We start from the raw sequence: 15,512 nt of genomic DNA, 5'->3' as shown, positions 1-15,512 counted from the left end.
GATAGGACTGAGGAAACAGTTCTAACGCCCAAACTAAAAAAATTTCAATTACAGTATAGCACAGGAAGTGATTTTTTGCGCTTTTTTACTGTCTTTTTTCAAATAAAACGATGGGCGAAATGGCTTGCTGCTGGAAGTTATCTATTCTTGATTTTATGGATTGCGACAGAGGGTTATTTCTTCCGCATGTCACTAGAAGATTTGATACGACTTTGGACAAGTTTGGAAATCCTGACACAAACTTATCAGTTGGGCTTTTATCTAAATATTTTGTTGGGAATTTTGTTGATAATTAAGTATCTGAAGGTTAAGCAATCGTAATAAAAATGCGCCTGATGATAGACAATAAATTTGTTGTTTTATCATGGCAATGATAGCTGTAGTCCTAGATGAAATACAAGTTGCTTATAAAACTTGAAAGAGATTGAAGGGGAGCTATTGTAACGCAACTTCCTTCAATCTTTTTGTCTCATTCTGGATATGTAAACGATTTACAATTCGATCCAAAATATGATAGAATAGGGTTATGAATAAAATGTACTATGCAGAAAATCCTGACGCTGCTCACGATATTCATGAGTTGAGAGTAGAGTTGTTGGGACAAAAAATGACCTTTTTGACGGATGCGGGTGTTTTTAGCAAGAAGATGGTTGACTTTGGAAGTCAACTCTTGCTCAAGTGTCTTGAGGTCAACCAAGGAGAGACAGTCCTAGATGTCGGCTGTGGTTATGGTCCATTAGGTTTGTCCTTAGTCAAGGCTTACGGCGTTCAGGCGACCATGGTCGATATCAATAATCGTGCCTTGGATTTGGCTAAGAGAAATGCTGAAAAAAATAATGTAAAAGCGACGATTTTCCAGTCCAACATCTATGAACAAGTTGAAGGTACATTTGACCATGTTATTTCAAATCCTCCTATCCGTGCAGGCAAGCAAGTGGTTCACGAAATCATCGAGAAAAGCAAAGATTTTTTGGAAACTGGTGGAGATTTAACAATCGTCATCCAGAAAAAGCAAGGGGCTCCAAGTGCCAAGTCTAAGATGGAAGACGTGTTTGGCAATTGTGAAATCCTTAAAAAAGACAAGGGATACTATATCCTTAGAAGTGTGAAAGAATGAGAGCAGTTGATTTAATCCAAAAAAAACGAGGCGGGCAAGAATTGACTTCGAGTGAAATTGAATGGCTGGTAGAAGGCTATGTGTCAGGAACTGTCCCTGATTATCAGATGTCTGCCTTTGCTATGGCTGTTTATTTCAAAGGAATGACGACTCGAGAAATATCTGATTTGACCATGAATATGGTTCAGACGGGGCAAGAGTTTGATTTATCTGCTATTGAAGGGGTTAAGGTTGACAAGCATTCTACGGGTGGTGTCGGCGATAAGGTAACCTTGATTTTAGCTCCTCTTGTTGCTAGCTTTGGTGTGCCTGTGGCTAAAATGAGTGGTCGTGGTCTCGGTCATACTGGAGGAACAATTGATAAATTGGAATCCATTAAAGGCTATCAAGTAGAACGTAGTCAAGAGGATTTTATTCGTCAGGTTCAGGATATTGGAGTATCTGTCATTGGGCAATCAGACCAGCTTGTCAAAGCAGATAAGCTTCTCTACGCCCTCCGTGATGTAACCGCAACTGTCGACACGATTCCTTTGATTGCGAGTTCGGTGATGAGCAAGAAAATTGCGGCAGGGGCGGATGCTATTTTGCTAGACGTGACTGTCGGTGAGGGTGCCTTCATGAAGACGGTTGATGAGGCGCGTGAATTGGCTCAAACCATGGTGGAACTTGGTAAGGCAGTTGGTCGAAAGACGGTAGCAGTGATTACGGATATGAGCCAGCCCTTGGGACGAGCGATTGGAAATCGTCTGGAAATCCTTGAAGCATTGGAGATTTTACAAGGTCAAGGACGTCAGGATATTACCCACTTTATCTGTGAATTGGCTCAAATTATGCTTGGTTTGGCAAATATAAATAAAACAGTTGAAGAAGTTCGACAACATCTTGAAAATGGCCAAGCGCTGGCTAAGTTTGAGGAGATGGTTCAAGCCCAAGGTGGAGACTTGGAAGACCTCTATCGTCCTGTAAATGTGTCCCATGTGGTGGAAATCCCTGCTCAGGAAACGGGTGTCATTTCAGCTCTTCCAGCTATGGAATTTGGGCTTTATGCTATGAGACTGGGGGCAGGCCGTGCAGTCAAGTCTGATGCCTTGGACTATGAAACAGGAATTGTTTTTGAAAAGAAAGTTGGAGATTCCGTTCAAAAGGGAGAAATTGTTGCAAAAGTATACACAAATGGAAAAATTTCTCCTCAGCTAGTTACAGATTTTCAAAAATATGTTAAAATAAATGATAGGGTGCAAAGTTTACGAGAAATTATAGAAATTATCTCATGAACAGCAGGAGAATCCGAATATGAAATTAAATAAATATATCGATCATACGCTTTTAAGACAAGATGCAACAGAAAATCAAATTGATTGTTTGTTGTCTGAGGCTAGAGAGTATGATTTTGCCAGTGTTTGCGTTAATCCGACCTGGGTTGAACATGCTAAAAAAGGGCTTGAAGAATCAAGTGTCAAGGTCTGCACAGTAGTAGGTTTCCCCTTGGGAGCAACAACTTCAGCTGTGAAAGCATTTGAAACAAAAGAAGCTATCCAAAATGGTGCAGATGAGATTGATATGGTGATCAATGTTGGAGCTCTCAAAACAGGTAATCTTGATTTGGTTGAATCAGACATCCGTGCTGTTGTAGAAGCAAGTGGTGACAAGCTGGTTAAAGTCATTGTTGAAGCGTGCCTTCTGACAGACCAAGAAAAAGTTGTGGCTTGCCAATTAGCTCAAAAAGCTGGAGCTGACTTCGTAAAAACTTCAACTGGCTTTTCAACTGGTGGCGCTACGATAGCAGATGTCAAATTGATGCGTGAAACTGTTGGACCTAATATGGGTGTCAAGGCTGCTGGCGGAGCTCGTTCTTATGCAGATGCTCTTGCCTTTGTTGAAGCAGGTGCGACCCGTATCGGAACGTCAGCTGGGGTAGCAATTCTAAAAGGAGAATTGGCAGATGGCGACTACTGAGTTGATTGAACTGGCAATTGAAACCAGCAAACATGCCTATGTCCCCTATTCTCACTTTCCTATCGGAGCAGTTTTAGTGGCAAAAGACGGAAGTGTTTACACGGGAGTGAATATCGAAAATGCTAGCTATCCTTTGACAAACTGCGGAGAGCGTACAGCGATTTTTAAAGCAGTTTCTGAAGGGCAAAGAGAATTTTCAGAGCTGATTGTTTATGGTCAAACTGAAAAACCAATCTCACCATGTGGTGCTTGTCGCCAAGTAATGGTCGAATTTTTTGAACAAGATCTAAAAGTGACCTTAGTCGCAAAAGATAAATCGACGGTCGAGATGACGGTCGGGGAATTACTTCCATATTCTTTTACAGACTTAAATTAGTCTGAGTCGCTCTTTGAGTGGCACGGTCCTTGTGGCCAACCAATCCATACTTGCAACATCGTTGCACATCTTATTTAGGAGGTTCAGTAATGAACAAGAAACAATGGCTAGGCCTTGGTCTAGTTGCAGTGGCAGCAGTTGGACTTGCTGCATGTGGTAACCGCTCTTCTCGTAAGGCAGCTTCATCTTCTGATGTGAAGACAAAAGCAGCAATCGTCACTGATACTGGTGGTGTTGATGATAAATCATTCAACCAATCAGCTTGGGAAGGTTTGCAGGCTTGGGGTAAAGAACACAATCTTTCAAAAGATAACGGTTTCACTTACTTCCAATCAACAAGTGAAGCTGACTACGCTAACAACTTGCAACAAGCGGCTGGAAGTTACAACCTAATCTTCGGTGTTGGTTTTGCCCTTCACAATGCGGTTGAAGAAGCAGCTAAAGAACATTCTGACTTGAACTATGTCTTGATTGATGATGTGATTAAAGATAAAAAGAATGTTGCGAGCGTAACTTTCGCTGATAATGAGTCAGGTTACCTTGCAGGTGTTGCAGCAGCTAAAACAACTAAGACAAAACAAGTTGGTTTTGTAGGTGGGCAGGAGTCAGAAGTTATCTCTCGTTTTGAAGCAGGATTCAAGGCTGGTGTTGCGTCAGTAGACCCATCTATCAAAGTACAAGTTGACTACGCTGGTTCATTTGGTGATGCTGCGAAAGGTAAAACAATTGCAGCCGCACAATACGCAGCCGGTGCAGATATTGTTTACCAAGTAGCTGGTGGTACAGGTGCTGGTGTCTTTGCAGAAGCAAAATCACTCAACGAAAGCCGTCCTGAAAATGAAAAAGTTTGGGTTATCGGTGTTGACCGTGACCAAGAAGCAGAAGGTAAATACACTTCTAAAGATGGCAAAGAATCAAACTTTGTTCTTGCATCTACTTTGAAACAAGTTGGTACAACTGTAAAAGATATTTCTAACAAGGCAGAAAAAGGTGAATTCCCTGGCGGTCAAGTAATCGTTTACTCATTGAAGGATAAAGGGGTTGACTTGGTAACAACTAACCTTTCTGAAGAAGGTAAAAAAGCCGTTGAAGATGCTAAAGCTAAAATCCTTGATGGAAGCGTAAAAGTTCCTGCAAAATAATGGATGGAAGTTATTTCTTAGGAAGCGGCCATCGGCCGCTTTTTAAGAGTTGAGACAAAGTCATTTTGTCTCAGTAAAGCTTGCTACTAGACAAACTAGCAAGTTTTATTGAAATAAAATAAGACTCTGAAAGGAAGAGCACATGGCACACGAAAATGTCATTGAGATGCGTGATATTACCAAGGTGTTTGGTGAATTTGTTGCCAACGACAAAATCAACCTGCACCTACGAAAGGGTGAAATTCATGCACTTTTAGGAGAAAATGGGGCTGGTAAGTCCACGCTCATGAACATGTTAGCAGGCCTTCTTGAACCAACTAGTGGTGAAATCGCGGTCAACGGTCAAGTTGTCAACCTCGACTCCCCATCTAAAGCAGCTGGCTTGGGAATCGGAATGGTTCACCAGCACTTTATGTTGGTAGAGGCTTTCACGGTGGCTGAAAACATTATTTTAGGTAGTGAATTGACTAAAAATGGTGTGCTAGATATCGCTGGAGCTAGCAAAGAAATCAAGGCTCTTTCTGAACGTTATGGCTTAGCTGTTGACCCTTCTGCCAAGGTGGCAGACATCTCGGTTGGAGCCCAACAACGTGTAGAAATTTTAAAAACCCTTTATCGGGGAGCTGATATTCTTATTTTTGACGAACCAACGGCTGTTTTGACTCCATCAGAAATTGAGGAGTTGATGGCTATTATGAAAAATCTTGTCAAAGAAGGAAAATCAATTATCTTGATTACCCACAAGTTGGACGAGATTCGCGCAGTTTCTGACCGCGTTACAGTTATCCGTCGTGGGAAATCAATTGAAACCGTCAAAATTGCAGGGGCTACTAATGCTGATTTGGCAGAAATGATGGTAGGACGTTCTGTTTCCTTTAAAACAGAGAAACAAGCATCTCAACCAAAAGAAGTGGTCTTGTCAATCAAAGATTTGGTGGTCAATGAAAACCGTGGTGTTCCAGCTGTGAAAAATCTGTCCTTGGATGTTCGTGCTGGAGAGATTGTTGGTATTGCGGGGATTGATGGAAATGGTCAGTCTGAACTGATTCAAGCCATTACAGGTCTTCGCAAGGTTGAATCTGGTAGCATTGAGCTAAAAGGAAATTCAATTGTTGGCCTACATCCACGACAAATTACAGAACTAAGCGTGGGGCACGTTCCAGAAGACCGTCACCGTGATGGCTTGATTTTGGAAATGATGATTTCTGAAAATATTGCCCTTCAAACCTACTATAAAGAACCACATAGTAAAAATGGAATTTTGAACTATTCAAATATTACTTCTTATGCTAAAAAGCTAATGGAAGAATTTGATGTTCGTGCTGCCAGTGAATTTGTTCCTGCAGCTGCACTTTCAGGAGGAAATCAACAAAAAGCAATTATTGCTCGTGAAATTGATCGTGATCCTGATCTCCTTATCGTCAGCCAACCAACTCGTGGGTTGGATGTCGGTGCCATTGAATATATCCACAAACGCTTGATTGAAGAGCGTGATAATGGGAAGGCTGTCCTTGTTGTCAGCTTTGAGTTGGATGAGATTTTAAACGTCTCAGACCGTATTGCTGTTATTCATGATGGTAAGATTCAAGGTATTGTATCACCAGAAACAACCAATAAACAAGAACTTGGTGTCTTGATGGCTGGTGGAAACTTGGGAAAGGAGAAGAGTGATGTCTAAAAAATTACAACAAATTTCGGTTCCCTTGATTTCTGTCTTCCTAGGAATTTTACTTGGAGCCATTGTCATGTGGATCTTCGGTTATGATGCTATTTGGGGCTATGAAGAATTGTTCTATACAGCCTTTGGTAGCCTGCGTGGGATTGGAGAAATCTTCCGTGCTATGGGGCCTTTGGTCTTGATTGGTCTTGGTTTTGCTGTTGCCAGTCGTGCAGGTTTCTTTAACGTCGGGCTTCCTGGTCAGGCTTTGGCAGGTTGGATTCTCAGTGGTTGGTTTGCCTTGTCGCATCCAGATATGCCCCGTCCCTTGATGATTCTAGCAACTATCGTGATTGCCTTGATTGCTGGTGGGATTGTCGGAGCGATTCCGGGTATTCTTAGAGCTTATCTCGGGACGTCAGAGGTTATCGTAACCATCATGATGAACTACATTGTCTTGTATGTAGGGAATGCCTTTATCCATGCCTTTCCTAAAGACTTTATGCAAAGTACAGATTCGACCATTCGTGTTGGGGCTAATGCAACCTACCAGACACCTTGGTTAGCTGAGTTGACTGGTAATTCGCGGATGAATATTGGTATTTTCTTTGCCATTATTGCTGTTGCAGTTATTTGGTTCATGCTCAAGAAAACAACCCTTGGTTTTGAAATCCGTGCAGTTGGTCTTAATCCACATGCTTCAGAATATGCTGGTATTTCTGCCAAACGAACTATTATCCTATCTATGATTATTTCAGGTGCCTTAGCAGGTCTTGGTGGAGCTGTTGAAGGACTTGGAACCTTCCAGAACGTCTATGTTCAAGGGGCATCTTTAGCTGTTGGATTTAACGGGATGGCTGTTAGTCTGCTTGCGGCCAACTCACCAATTGGTATTCTCTTTGCAGCCTTCCTATTTGGTGTTCTCCAAGTTGGAGCTCCTGGTATGAATGCGGCGCAGGTACCGTCTGAGCTTGTCAGCATTGTAACAGCGTCTATTATCTTCTTTGTCAGTGTTCATTACCTTATCGAACGCTTTGTCAAACCGAAAAAACAAGTTAAAGGAGGTAAGTAAAGATGTCTATTACAACCTTGCTCACCCTCTTGGTGTCTTCTATGCTGATTTACTCAGCGCCCCTCATCTTTACAAGTATTGGTGGTGTTTTCTCTGAACGTGGTGGTGTGGTCAACGTCGGCCTTGAAGGAATTATGGTTATGGGTGCCTTTTCTGGAGTTGTCTTTAACCTTGAATTTGCAGAACAATTTGGAGCAGCAACTCCATGGCTATCCTTGCTTGTAGCAGGATTGGTTGGTGGTGTTTTCTCTATTATCCACGCAGCAGCGACGGTTCATTTCCGTGCAGACCATGTTGTCAGCGGTACGGTATTGAACTTGATGGCGCCAGCCTTGGCTGTTTTCTTGGTGAAAGTACTTTATAACAAAGGACAAACCGACAACCTAAGTCAGACTTTTGGACGCTTTGATTTCCCAGTCTTGGCAAATATCCCAGTTATCGGTGATATTTTCTTCAAGTCAACTAGTCTACTTGGTTATCTGGCCATTGCCTTCTCATTCCTTGCTTGGTTTATCCTCTTCAAGACTCGATTTGGTCTTCGTCTCCGCTCTGTCGGTGAGCATCCTCAAGCAGCGGATACCTTGGGAATCAATGTCTACAAGATGAGATATCTAGGAGTCATCATTTCAGGTTTCCTAGGTGGAATTGGCGGAGCGATTTATGCTCAATCCATCTCAGTTAACTTCTCAGTGACAACTATTGTTGGACCTGGATTTATTGCTCTTGCTGCGATGATCTTCGGAAAATGGAATCCAATCGGAGCTATGCTATCTAGTCTCTTCTTTGGCCTTTCACAAAGTTTGGCTGTTATCGGATCTCAATTGCCATTCCTACAAGGTGTGCCAACAGTTTATCTTCAAATCGCACCTTATGTCTTGACCATTCTTGTCTTGGCAGCCTTCTTTGGAAAAGCAGTAGCACCAAAGGCAGATGGCATCAACTACATCAAATCAAAATAAGCATACAAAAAAACGTCAGTTCTGTTTAAACTGGCGTTTATTTTTTAGAATTTTGATGGGTTAAGTTTAATCCCCAAGGAACAAGATTTTCAGTCTTATTCTGGATACGTGTGATATTATCCTTATGCCGAATGATAATCAAACTAGCCAGTGCTAGGATAATAGCGATGAATAGAGGGTCATAATTGCTCAGGATAAAACCAAAAAGTGGAAAGAGTAGAACCCCGATAACAGCCGCGATAGATGCTGTGACACTAGATAGTGAAATCATACTACCAAGATAGAGGGTTCCAAAGAAAACAACCGCAAGGTAGAGGCAGAAGATAGGCGCAAATCCGAAAATCACACCAGCACTGGTTGCGACAGCCTTACCACCCTTAAATCCTGCAAAGATAGGGAAGGTATGGCCGATTACAGCTAAAAGTCCAAAGATGAGAGGCGAAACGCCTTGCAGATGAAAAATAATCGGAAGAAGCGTTGCTAGGGTTCCTTTGAAAAAGTCAATGACAAAGGTTGCCATTCCCGCTTTCTTGCCTAAAATGCGGAAAGTATTGGTTGTTCCAGTATTTCCAGAACCATGCTCGCGCAGATTGATTTGAAAGAATACTTGTCCAATCCAGAGACCAGACGGAATCGAACCCAGCAGATAGGCTAGGATTAATAAAACTATTGTAATCATACTCCTATTATATCATGAAATGGAGAAGAAAGGCAGAGAATCTCTTCTGAAATTGTCACACCGGAGAAAGAAAAATTTTGCAAAATCCTTGGAAAACCTGTAGAATAGTAAAGATGAACGAATAGGAGGTTCCTTGTGTCAAAAAAGGAAATCAATATTAACAATTATAATGATGATGCCATTCAGGTGCTAGAAGGGTTGGATGCGGTCCGTAAACGTCCAGGGATGTATATCGGATCGACCGATGGTGCTGGTCTCCACCACCTAGTTTGGGAAATCGTCGACAATGCTGTCGATGAGGCCTTATCTGGATTTGGCGACCGTATTGATGTGACCATCAATAAAGATGGCAGTTTAACGGTTCAAGACCATGGTCGTGGGATGCCGACGGGGATGCACGCTATGGGAATCCCAACAGTTGAGGTTATCTTTACCATTCTTCATGCCGGAGGGAAATTCGGTCAAGGAGGCTATAAGACATCAGGTGGACTTCACGGGGTGGGTTCTTCCGTTGTTAATGCTCTATCTAGTTGGCTGGAGGTTGAAATCACCCGTGATGGCGCAGTTTACAAGCAACGTTTTGAAAATGGTGGCAAACCTGTTACGACTTTGAAGAAAATTGGTACAGCGCCCAAGTCTAAGACAGGTACCAAAGTCACCTTCATGCCGGATGCGACTATCTTTTCTACGACAGACTTCAAGTACAATACCATTTCAGAACGCCTCAATGAGTCAGCCTTTCTCTTGAAAAATGTGACCTTGTCTCTGACAGATAAGCGAACAGATGAAGCGATTGAATTCCACTATGAGAATGGGGTACAAGATTTTGTTTCTTATCTGAACGAAGACAAGGAGACCTTAACGCCAGTTCTTTATTTTGAAGGGGAAGATAATGGTTTCCAAGTGGAAGTAGCTCTCCAGTACAATGATGGATTTTCAGATAACATTCTGTCCTTTGTTAATAACGTTCGTACCAAGGACGGTGGAACACATGAGACAGGACTCAAGTCTGCTATCACTAAGGTCATGAATGACTATGCGCGTAAGACGGGGCTTCTCAAGGAAAAAGATAAAAACCTTGAAGGTTCAGACTATCGTGAGGGACTAGCGGCCGTTCTTTCTATCTTGGTTCCTGAAGAACACCTCCAGTTTGAAGGACAGACCAAGGACAAACTAGGAAGTCCACTAGCTCGCCCAGTTGTGGATGGCATTGTGGCGGATAAGTTGACCTTCTTCCTTATGGAAAATGGGGAATTGGCTTCTAATCTCATCCGCAAGGCTATCAAGGCTCGTGATGCTCGCGAGGCGGCTCGCAAGGCGCGTGATGAAAGCCGAAATGGCAAAAAGAATAAGAAAGACAAGGGCTTACTTTCTGGTAAATTAACGCCAGCCCAGTCTAAGAATCCAGCTAAGAATGAACTCTATCTAGTAGAGGGGGATTCTGCCGGTGGCTCTGCCAAACAAGGCCGTGATCGCAAGTTCCAGGCTATTCTACCTCTTCGTGGTAAGGTTATCAATACAGCCAAGGCCAAGATGGCGGATATCCTCAAAAATGAGGAAATCAACACTATGATTTATACTATAGGTGCGGGTGTTGGGGCAGACTTCTCCATTGAAGATGCCAACTATGATAAGATCATTATCATGACCGATGCGGACACAGATGGTGCCCATATCCAGACCTTGCTCTTGACATTTTTCTACCGTTACATGCGTCCGCTAGTTGAGACAGGACATGTTTATATCGCCCTTCCGCCTCTTTACAAGATGTCAAAAGGTAAAGGCAAGAAAGAAGAAGTGGCCTACGCTTGGACGGACGGAGAGCTAGAAGAACTCCGTAAGCAGTTCGGTAAAGGCGCTACCCTCCAACGCTACAAAGGTCTTGGTGAGATGAATGCCGACCAGCTCTGGGAAACAACCATGAATCCAGAAACCCGTACCCTTATCCGTGTCACCATTGAAGACCTAGCTCGCGCCGAACGTCGTGTCAATGTCCTTATGGGAGACAAGGTTGAACCACGCCGTAAGTGGATTGAAGATAATGTCAAGTTTACGCTGGAAGAAGCGACAGTGTTTTAAGTCACTTTTTAATGAATGGGTATCAACATGAGAGCTGAAACAGAAATGCTAGATTTGATTTTACAGACTGCCAAAACTTTACAAGTCAAAGCTGTCGCCATGTCTGGTTCACGGACAAACCCAAAGGCCCCAAAAGATGAATTTCAAGACTATGACATGGTTTATGTCGTGGACGATTTAGATAATCTGACGAGTGACCTTTCTTGGCTAGACCAGTTTGGCAAACGCATTATTGAGCAAGAGGTTGCTCTTGACCATCGTCGTCTTTATCTCATGCTCTTTGAGGATGGTAACCGTATTGATTTAACTCTTTGCCCAAAAGAACACATTCAAGAGTGGGTGGATAGCGAGGCTGATTATACAGTTTTGAAAGATGAGAAAGGCTTGTTTGAGTTCTATTCTCCCAGTCCTCAGCGTTTCTGGATGAGTCCAGCTAGTGCGTTAGATTTTAAAAATTCCTGCAATGAATTTTGGTGGGTGTCTGCCTATGTAGTCAAGGGCATTTGTCGCAAGCAGGTATTCTATGCCACTGACCATCTCTACGGTATTTGCCAACAAGAACTCTTAAAAGTCTTAGCTTGGCTGGTAGCAAGTGATAGGGGAGCAGTTGACATCGGTAAAAATTACAAGTACCTCTTTCAGTATTTGCCTGCTGAGAAAAAGAAGGAATTCTCAAATCTGCTTGATTTCTCAAGTAGTGATAAAATCACTCAATCCTTGTTTGCTACGATGGAACTTTTCCACCAAGAAGCTCAAAGACTTGCTCAAAAGCTGGGCTTTGCCTACGATAAAGAAGTAGCGGAGAAGATGATTGAGTATGCTGAGGAAAGTGTGAAGAAGTTTGGGAATAACTAGAAAAATGAAAAAGCGAGAGGAGAAGACTCATGATTGAAAAAGTGGAACGCCTCATTACAGAGATTAATCGTATTCATCGAGAATATTCTAAAGATTATTTTGAAACGGGTAAGGTGGAAAAAATCAATCTCAAGCGTACCTTTTCAAAAGTTCCGACTAAAGCGATTTTGGCCTACCGTCTGAATTTACATGAGTCAATTAATGACTATCTGATGAAAGCGGATGTCCAAGATATTGCCTATGTTTATCGTGTCAAGACTTCTGAGTCTATTTTAGATAAAATTACACGTTTTTCTGAGCGTCAAGAGGGCTATCCTGTGAATTCCATTCTTAATGATATTTTTGGTGCTCGTATGATTTTAAGTTCCAAAGAGATAGCTCAAGTCATGGATAAATTAGATGATTGGCAAGAGAATTACGGACTAAAAAACTGGTATTTATGTGATAAAGATGGCTATGTCGGTATTCATATCTATTTTAAAAATAAAAGTAATTTTTACTACCCATGGGAACTCCAACTTTGGGATAAGAAAGATGTAGATAGCAATATCGCCAGTCATATCAAGTATAAACGAGGATTTGTGGAGTAGATATTTCAAGAGGAAATGACGATACAGGAAGTGGATGAAATTCACTTACTCTATATTTTTTTCACAGTATTTACTCTACATTCTTCGAAAGGAGCTGAACACGCCCTAAATGCTGTGTGAAAACTCCTTATTACTCACTGAAGCAACACATTTTAAACACATTAAACTACAGAAAGGGTCGTTTAGTTATTTGTAGTAACTGAACACGGGACTAATTTTATTCGGAAAAAAGTCAAATCGTCTTGACTTCATCAAGCCCTACGTCGATTTTCTATTTTTCTACAGACATTTTTGGCAAGCCAAATCGTCCCTTTATATCTTAACTGAACACCTTTTCTGTAAAAACCTACTCTATATTCTTTGAAAGGAGTTGAACACGCCCTAGATACTGTGTGAAAAAGATAAATTCTCTTGTAAGCTTGCTTACTTCAGGAATTTTCTATTTTCACTTGATATTTTACGGGCTTTGTATCTTATGTCTAACATTCAAAACATGTCCCTGGAGGATATCATGGGAGAGCGCTTTGGTCGCTACTCCAAATACATTATTCAAGATCGTGCTTTGCCAGATATTCGTGATGGATTGAAGCCGGTTCAGCGTCGCATTCTTTATTCGATGAATAAGGATGGCAATACCTTTGACAAGAGTTACCGTAAGTCGGCCAAGTCTGTCGGTAACATCATGGGGAATTTTCACCCACACGGTGACAGTTCTATCTATGATGCAATGGTTCGTATGTCACAGGACTGGAAAAATCGTGAGATTCTAGTCGAAATGCACGGTAATAACGGTTCTATGGACGGAGATCCGCCTGCGGCTATGCGTTATACTGAGGCGCGTTTGTCTGAGATTGCTGGTTACCTTCTTCAGGATATCGAGAAAAAGACTGTTCCTTTTGCTTGGAACTTTGACGATACTGAGAAAGAGCCGACAGTCTTGCCAGCAGCCTTTCCAAATCTTTTGGTCAATGGTTCTACTGGTATTTCGGCTGGTTATGCCACAGATATTCCACCTCATAATTTGGCTGAGGTTATTGATGCGGCGGTTTACATGATTGACCACCCAACTGCTAAGGTGGACAAACTAATGGAATTCTTGCCGGGACCAGATTTTCCGACTGGAGGGATTATACAGGGTCGTGATGAAATCAAGAAGGCCTATGAAACTGGGAAAGGGCGCGTGGTTGTTCGTTCCAAGACTGAGATTGAAAAGTTAAAAGGTGGTAAGGAACAAATCGTTATCACTGAGATTCCTTATGAAATCAACAAGGCCAATCTAGTCAAAAAGATTGATGATGTTCGTGTCAATAACAAGGTAGCAGGAATCGCTGAGGTTCGTGATGAGTCTGACCGTGATGGTCTTCGTATCGCTATTGAACTTAAGAAAGACGCTAATACGGAGCTTGTTCTCAACTACCTTTTCAAGTACACTGACCTACAAATCAACTACAACTTCAACATGGTGGCGATTGACAATTTCACACCTCGTCAGGTTGGGATCGTTCCAATCTTGTCTAGCTATATTGCCCACCGCCGTGAAGTGATTTTGGCGCGTTCACGCTTTGATAAGGAAAAGGCTGAAAAACGTCTCCATATCGTCGAAGGTTTGATTCGCGTGATTTCGATTTTGGACGAAGTCATTGCGCTTATCCGTGCTTCTGAGAATAAGGCTGATGCCAAGGAAAATCTCAAGGTCAGCTATGATTTTACAGAAGAGCAGGCTGAGGCTATCGTAACCTTGCAACTGTACCGTTTGACCAATACCGATGTGGTTGTCTTACAGGAAGAAGAAGCCGAACTTCGTGAAAAGATTGCCATGCTTACTGCTATTATCGGGGATGAACGGACTATGTACAATCTCATGAAGAAAGAACTTCGTGAGGTTAAGAAGAAGTTTGCGACTCCGCGTTTGAGTAGCTTAGAAGACACTGCGAAAGTAATCGAGATTGATACAGCTAGTCTGATCGCAGAGGAAGATACCTACGTCAGCGTGACCAAGGCAGGTTACATCAAGCGTACCAGCCCACGTTCCTTTGCGGCTTCCACTCTGGAAGAAATTGGCAAACGTGATGATGACCGTTTGATTTTTGTACAAGCTGTCAAGACAACCCAGCACCTCTTGATGTTCACAACGCTTGGAAATGTCATTTATCGACCAATCCATGAATTGGCTGATATTCGTTGGAAGGACATCGGTGAGCATCTGAGCCAGACCATTACCAACTTTGAAACCAATGAAGAAGTACTTTATGTTGAAGTTGTGGATCAGTTTGATGATGCGACAACCTACTTTGCAGCGACCCGTCTCGGTCAAATCAAGCGTGTAGAACGAAAAGAATTCACCCCATGGAGGACCTACAAGTCTAAGTCTGTCAAGTATGCTAAGCTTAAAGACGAGACAGACCAGATTGTGGCAGTGGCTCCGATTAAACTAGATGATGTTCTTTTAATTAGCCAAAATGGTTATGCTCTTCGTTTCAATATCGAAGAGGTTCCTGTTGTCGGTGCCAAGGCTGCAGGTGTCAAAGCTATGAATTTGAAAGAAGATGATGTCCTCCAATCTGCCTTTATCTGTAATCCATCATCTTTCTACCTCTTGACTCAGCGTGGAAGTTTGAAACGTGTTTCAACAGAGGAAATTCCGGCAACTAGCCGTGCCAAACGAGGACTACAAGTCTTGCGTGAGTTGAAAAACAAACCGCACCGTGTCTTCTTAGCAGGAGCAGTTGCAGAACAAGGCTTCATTGGTGACCTCTTTAGTACAGAAGTGGACGAGAACGACCAAACTCTGCTTGTTCAATCCAACAAAGGAACAATCTATGAAAGCCGATTGCAAGACTTGAACTTGTCAGAACGCACTAGCAATGGAAGCTTCATTTCTGACACGATTTCAGATGAAGAAGTTTTTGACGCTTATCTTAAAGAAGTATTTACTGAAGCTAAATAAGTGAAATGAAGAATCAGTTCTAAGAGCTGGTTCTTTTTATTGAAGAAATTTTCTGAAAATTACAAAATATACTTGCTATTTTA

The 15,512-nt window shown here is 42.2% G+C and carries 13 protein-coding genes and 1 pseudogene; 13 read left to right on the top strand and 1 reads right to left on the bottom strand.

The genetic code is table 11. The features are described 5' to 3' along the window. The 9 genes and pseudogenes from HW098_RS08320 to HW098_RS08280 all read left to right on the top strand — a co-directional run. A pseudogene (locus HW098_RS08320) lies at positions 1 to 321 on the top strand (hypothetical protein); the annotation flags it as partial. A 205-nt stretch (positions 322 to 526) separates the two neighbouring features. Beyond that, the gene (locus tag HW098_RS08315; RefSeq protein WP_345789778.1) at positions 527 to 1,117 is read left to right on the top strand and encodes a class I SAM-dependent methyltransferase; all 591 of its coding nucleotides are present in this window, start codon (positions 527 to 529) and stop codon (positions 1,115 to 1,117) included. Then, complete coding sequence (locus HW098_RS08310) at positions 1,114 to 2,391, top strand: pyrimidine-nucleoside phosphorylase (protein ID WP_176139806.1); 1,278 nt, start codon at positions 1,114 to 1,116, stop codon at positions 2,389 to 2,391. Before HW098_RS08315 ends, HW098_RS08310 begins: the two co-directional genes overlap by 4 nt. Positions 2,392 to 2,410: 19 nt before the next feature. Further along, the gene (deoC, locus tag HW098_RS08305; protein WP_176139805.1) at positions 2,411 to 3,073 is read left to right on the top strand and encodes a deoxyribose-phosphate aldolase; all 663 of its coding nucleotides are present in this window, start codon (positions 2,411 to 2,413) and stop codon (positions 3,071 to 3,073) included. Then, entirely contained in the window at positions 3,060 to 3,449 is a 390-nt protein-coding gene (locus HW098_RS08300) for a cytidine deaminase (RefSeq protein ID WP_000246089.1), read from the top strand. Before deoC ends, HW098_RS08300 begins: the two co-directional genes overlap by 14 nt. Positions 3,450 to 3,538: 89 nt before the next feature. Then, positions 3,539 to 4,591 carry a BMP family protein gene (locus HW098_RS08295; RefSeq protein ID WP_176139804.1) on the top strand — a complete coding sequence of 351 codons (1,053 nt, stop codon included), beginning with the start codon at positions 3,539 to 3,541 and terminating at the stop codon, positions 4,589 to 4,591. Positions 4,592 to 4,733: 142 nt separating this feature from the next. Beyond that, positions 4,734 to 6,269, top strand: a complete 1,536-nt coding sequence (locus HW098_RS08290) for an ABC transporter ATP-binding protein (protein WP_176139803.1) — start codon at positions 4,734 to 4,736, stop codon at positions 6,267 to 6,269. Continuing rightward, on the top strand, positions 6,262 to 7,320 hold the full coding sequence (locus HW098_RS08285) for an ABC transporter permease (RefSeq protein ID WP_023942990.1): 1,059 nt from the start codon (positions 6,262 to 6,264) through the stop codon (positions 7,318 to 7,320). Before HW098_RS08290 ends, HW098_RS08285 begins: the two co-directional genes overlap by 8 nt. 2 nt (positions 7,321 to 7,322) lie before the next feature. Beyond that, positions 7,323 to 8,279 carry an ABC transporter permease gene (locus HW098_RS08280; RefSeq protein ID WP_050261461.1) on the top strand — a complete coding sequence of 319 codons (957 nt, stop codon included), beginning with the start codon at positions 7,323 to 7,325 and terminating at the stop codon, positions 8,277 to 8,279. A 37-nt stretch (positions 8,280 to 8,316) separates the two neighbouring features. On the opposite strand, the gene plsY is transcribed toward HW098_RS08280, so the two are convergent. Continuing rightward, positions 8,317 to 8,958, bottom strand: coding sequence for a glycerol-3-phosphate 1-O-acyltransferase PlsY (gene plsY, locus HW098_RS08275; RefSeq protein WP_176139802.1), 642 nt, complete (start codon positions 8,956 to 8,958; stop codon positions 8,317 to 8,319). Between the two features lie 135 nt (positions 8,959 to 9,093). Here plsY and parE point away from each other — a divergent pair, with 135 nt between their 5' ends. From parE to parC, 4 genes are all read left to right on the top strand, one after another. Next, positions 9,094 to 11,037 (top strand): DNA topoisomerase IV subunit B, encoded by a 1,944-nt coding sequence (parE, locus tag HW098_RS08270; protein WP_176139801.1) that lies wholly within the window; start codon positions 9,094 to 9,096, stop codon positions 11,035 to 11,037. A 27-nt stretch (positions 11,038 to 11,064) separates the two neighbouring features. Beyond that, positions 11,065 to 11,892 carry an aminoglycoside 6-adenylyltransferase gene (locus HW098_RS08265; RefSeq protein WP_176139800.1) on the top strand — a complete coding sequence of 276 codons (828 nt, stop codon included), beginning with the start codon at positions 11,065 to 11,067 and terminating at the stop codon, positions 11,890 to 11,892. A 29-nt stretch (positions 11,893 to 11,921) separates the two neighbouring features. Then, the gene (locus HW098_RS08260; protein WP_176139799.1) at positions 11,922 to 12,482 is read left to right on the top strand and encodes a GTP pyrophosphokinase; all 561 of its coding nucleotides are present in this window, start codon (positions 11,922 to 11,924) and stop codon (positions 12,480 to 12,482) included. A 475-nt stretch (positions 12,483 to 12,957) separates the two neighbouring features. After that, on the top strand, positions 12,958 to 15,429 hold the full coding sequence (gene parC, locus HW098_RS08255) for a DNA topoisomerase IV subunit A (RefSeq protein WP_176139798.1): 2,472 nt from the start codon (positions 12,958 to 12,960) through the stop codon (positions 15,427 to 15,429). Positions 15,430 to 15,512 lie beyond the last annotated feature (83 nt).

Origin of the sequence: Streptococcus sp. 1453 (assembly GCF_013276955.1) — a bacterium.
GTDB lineage: Bacteria > Bacillota > Bacilli > Lactobacillales > Streptococcaceae > Streptococcus.
The sequence above is the reverse complement of the archived record's forward strand: the minus strand, read 5'-3'. Positions and strand labels throughout refer to the sequence as shown.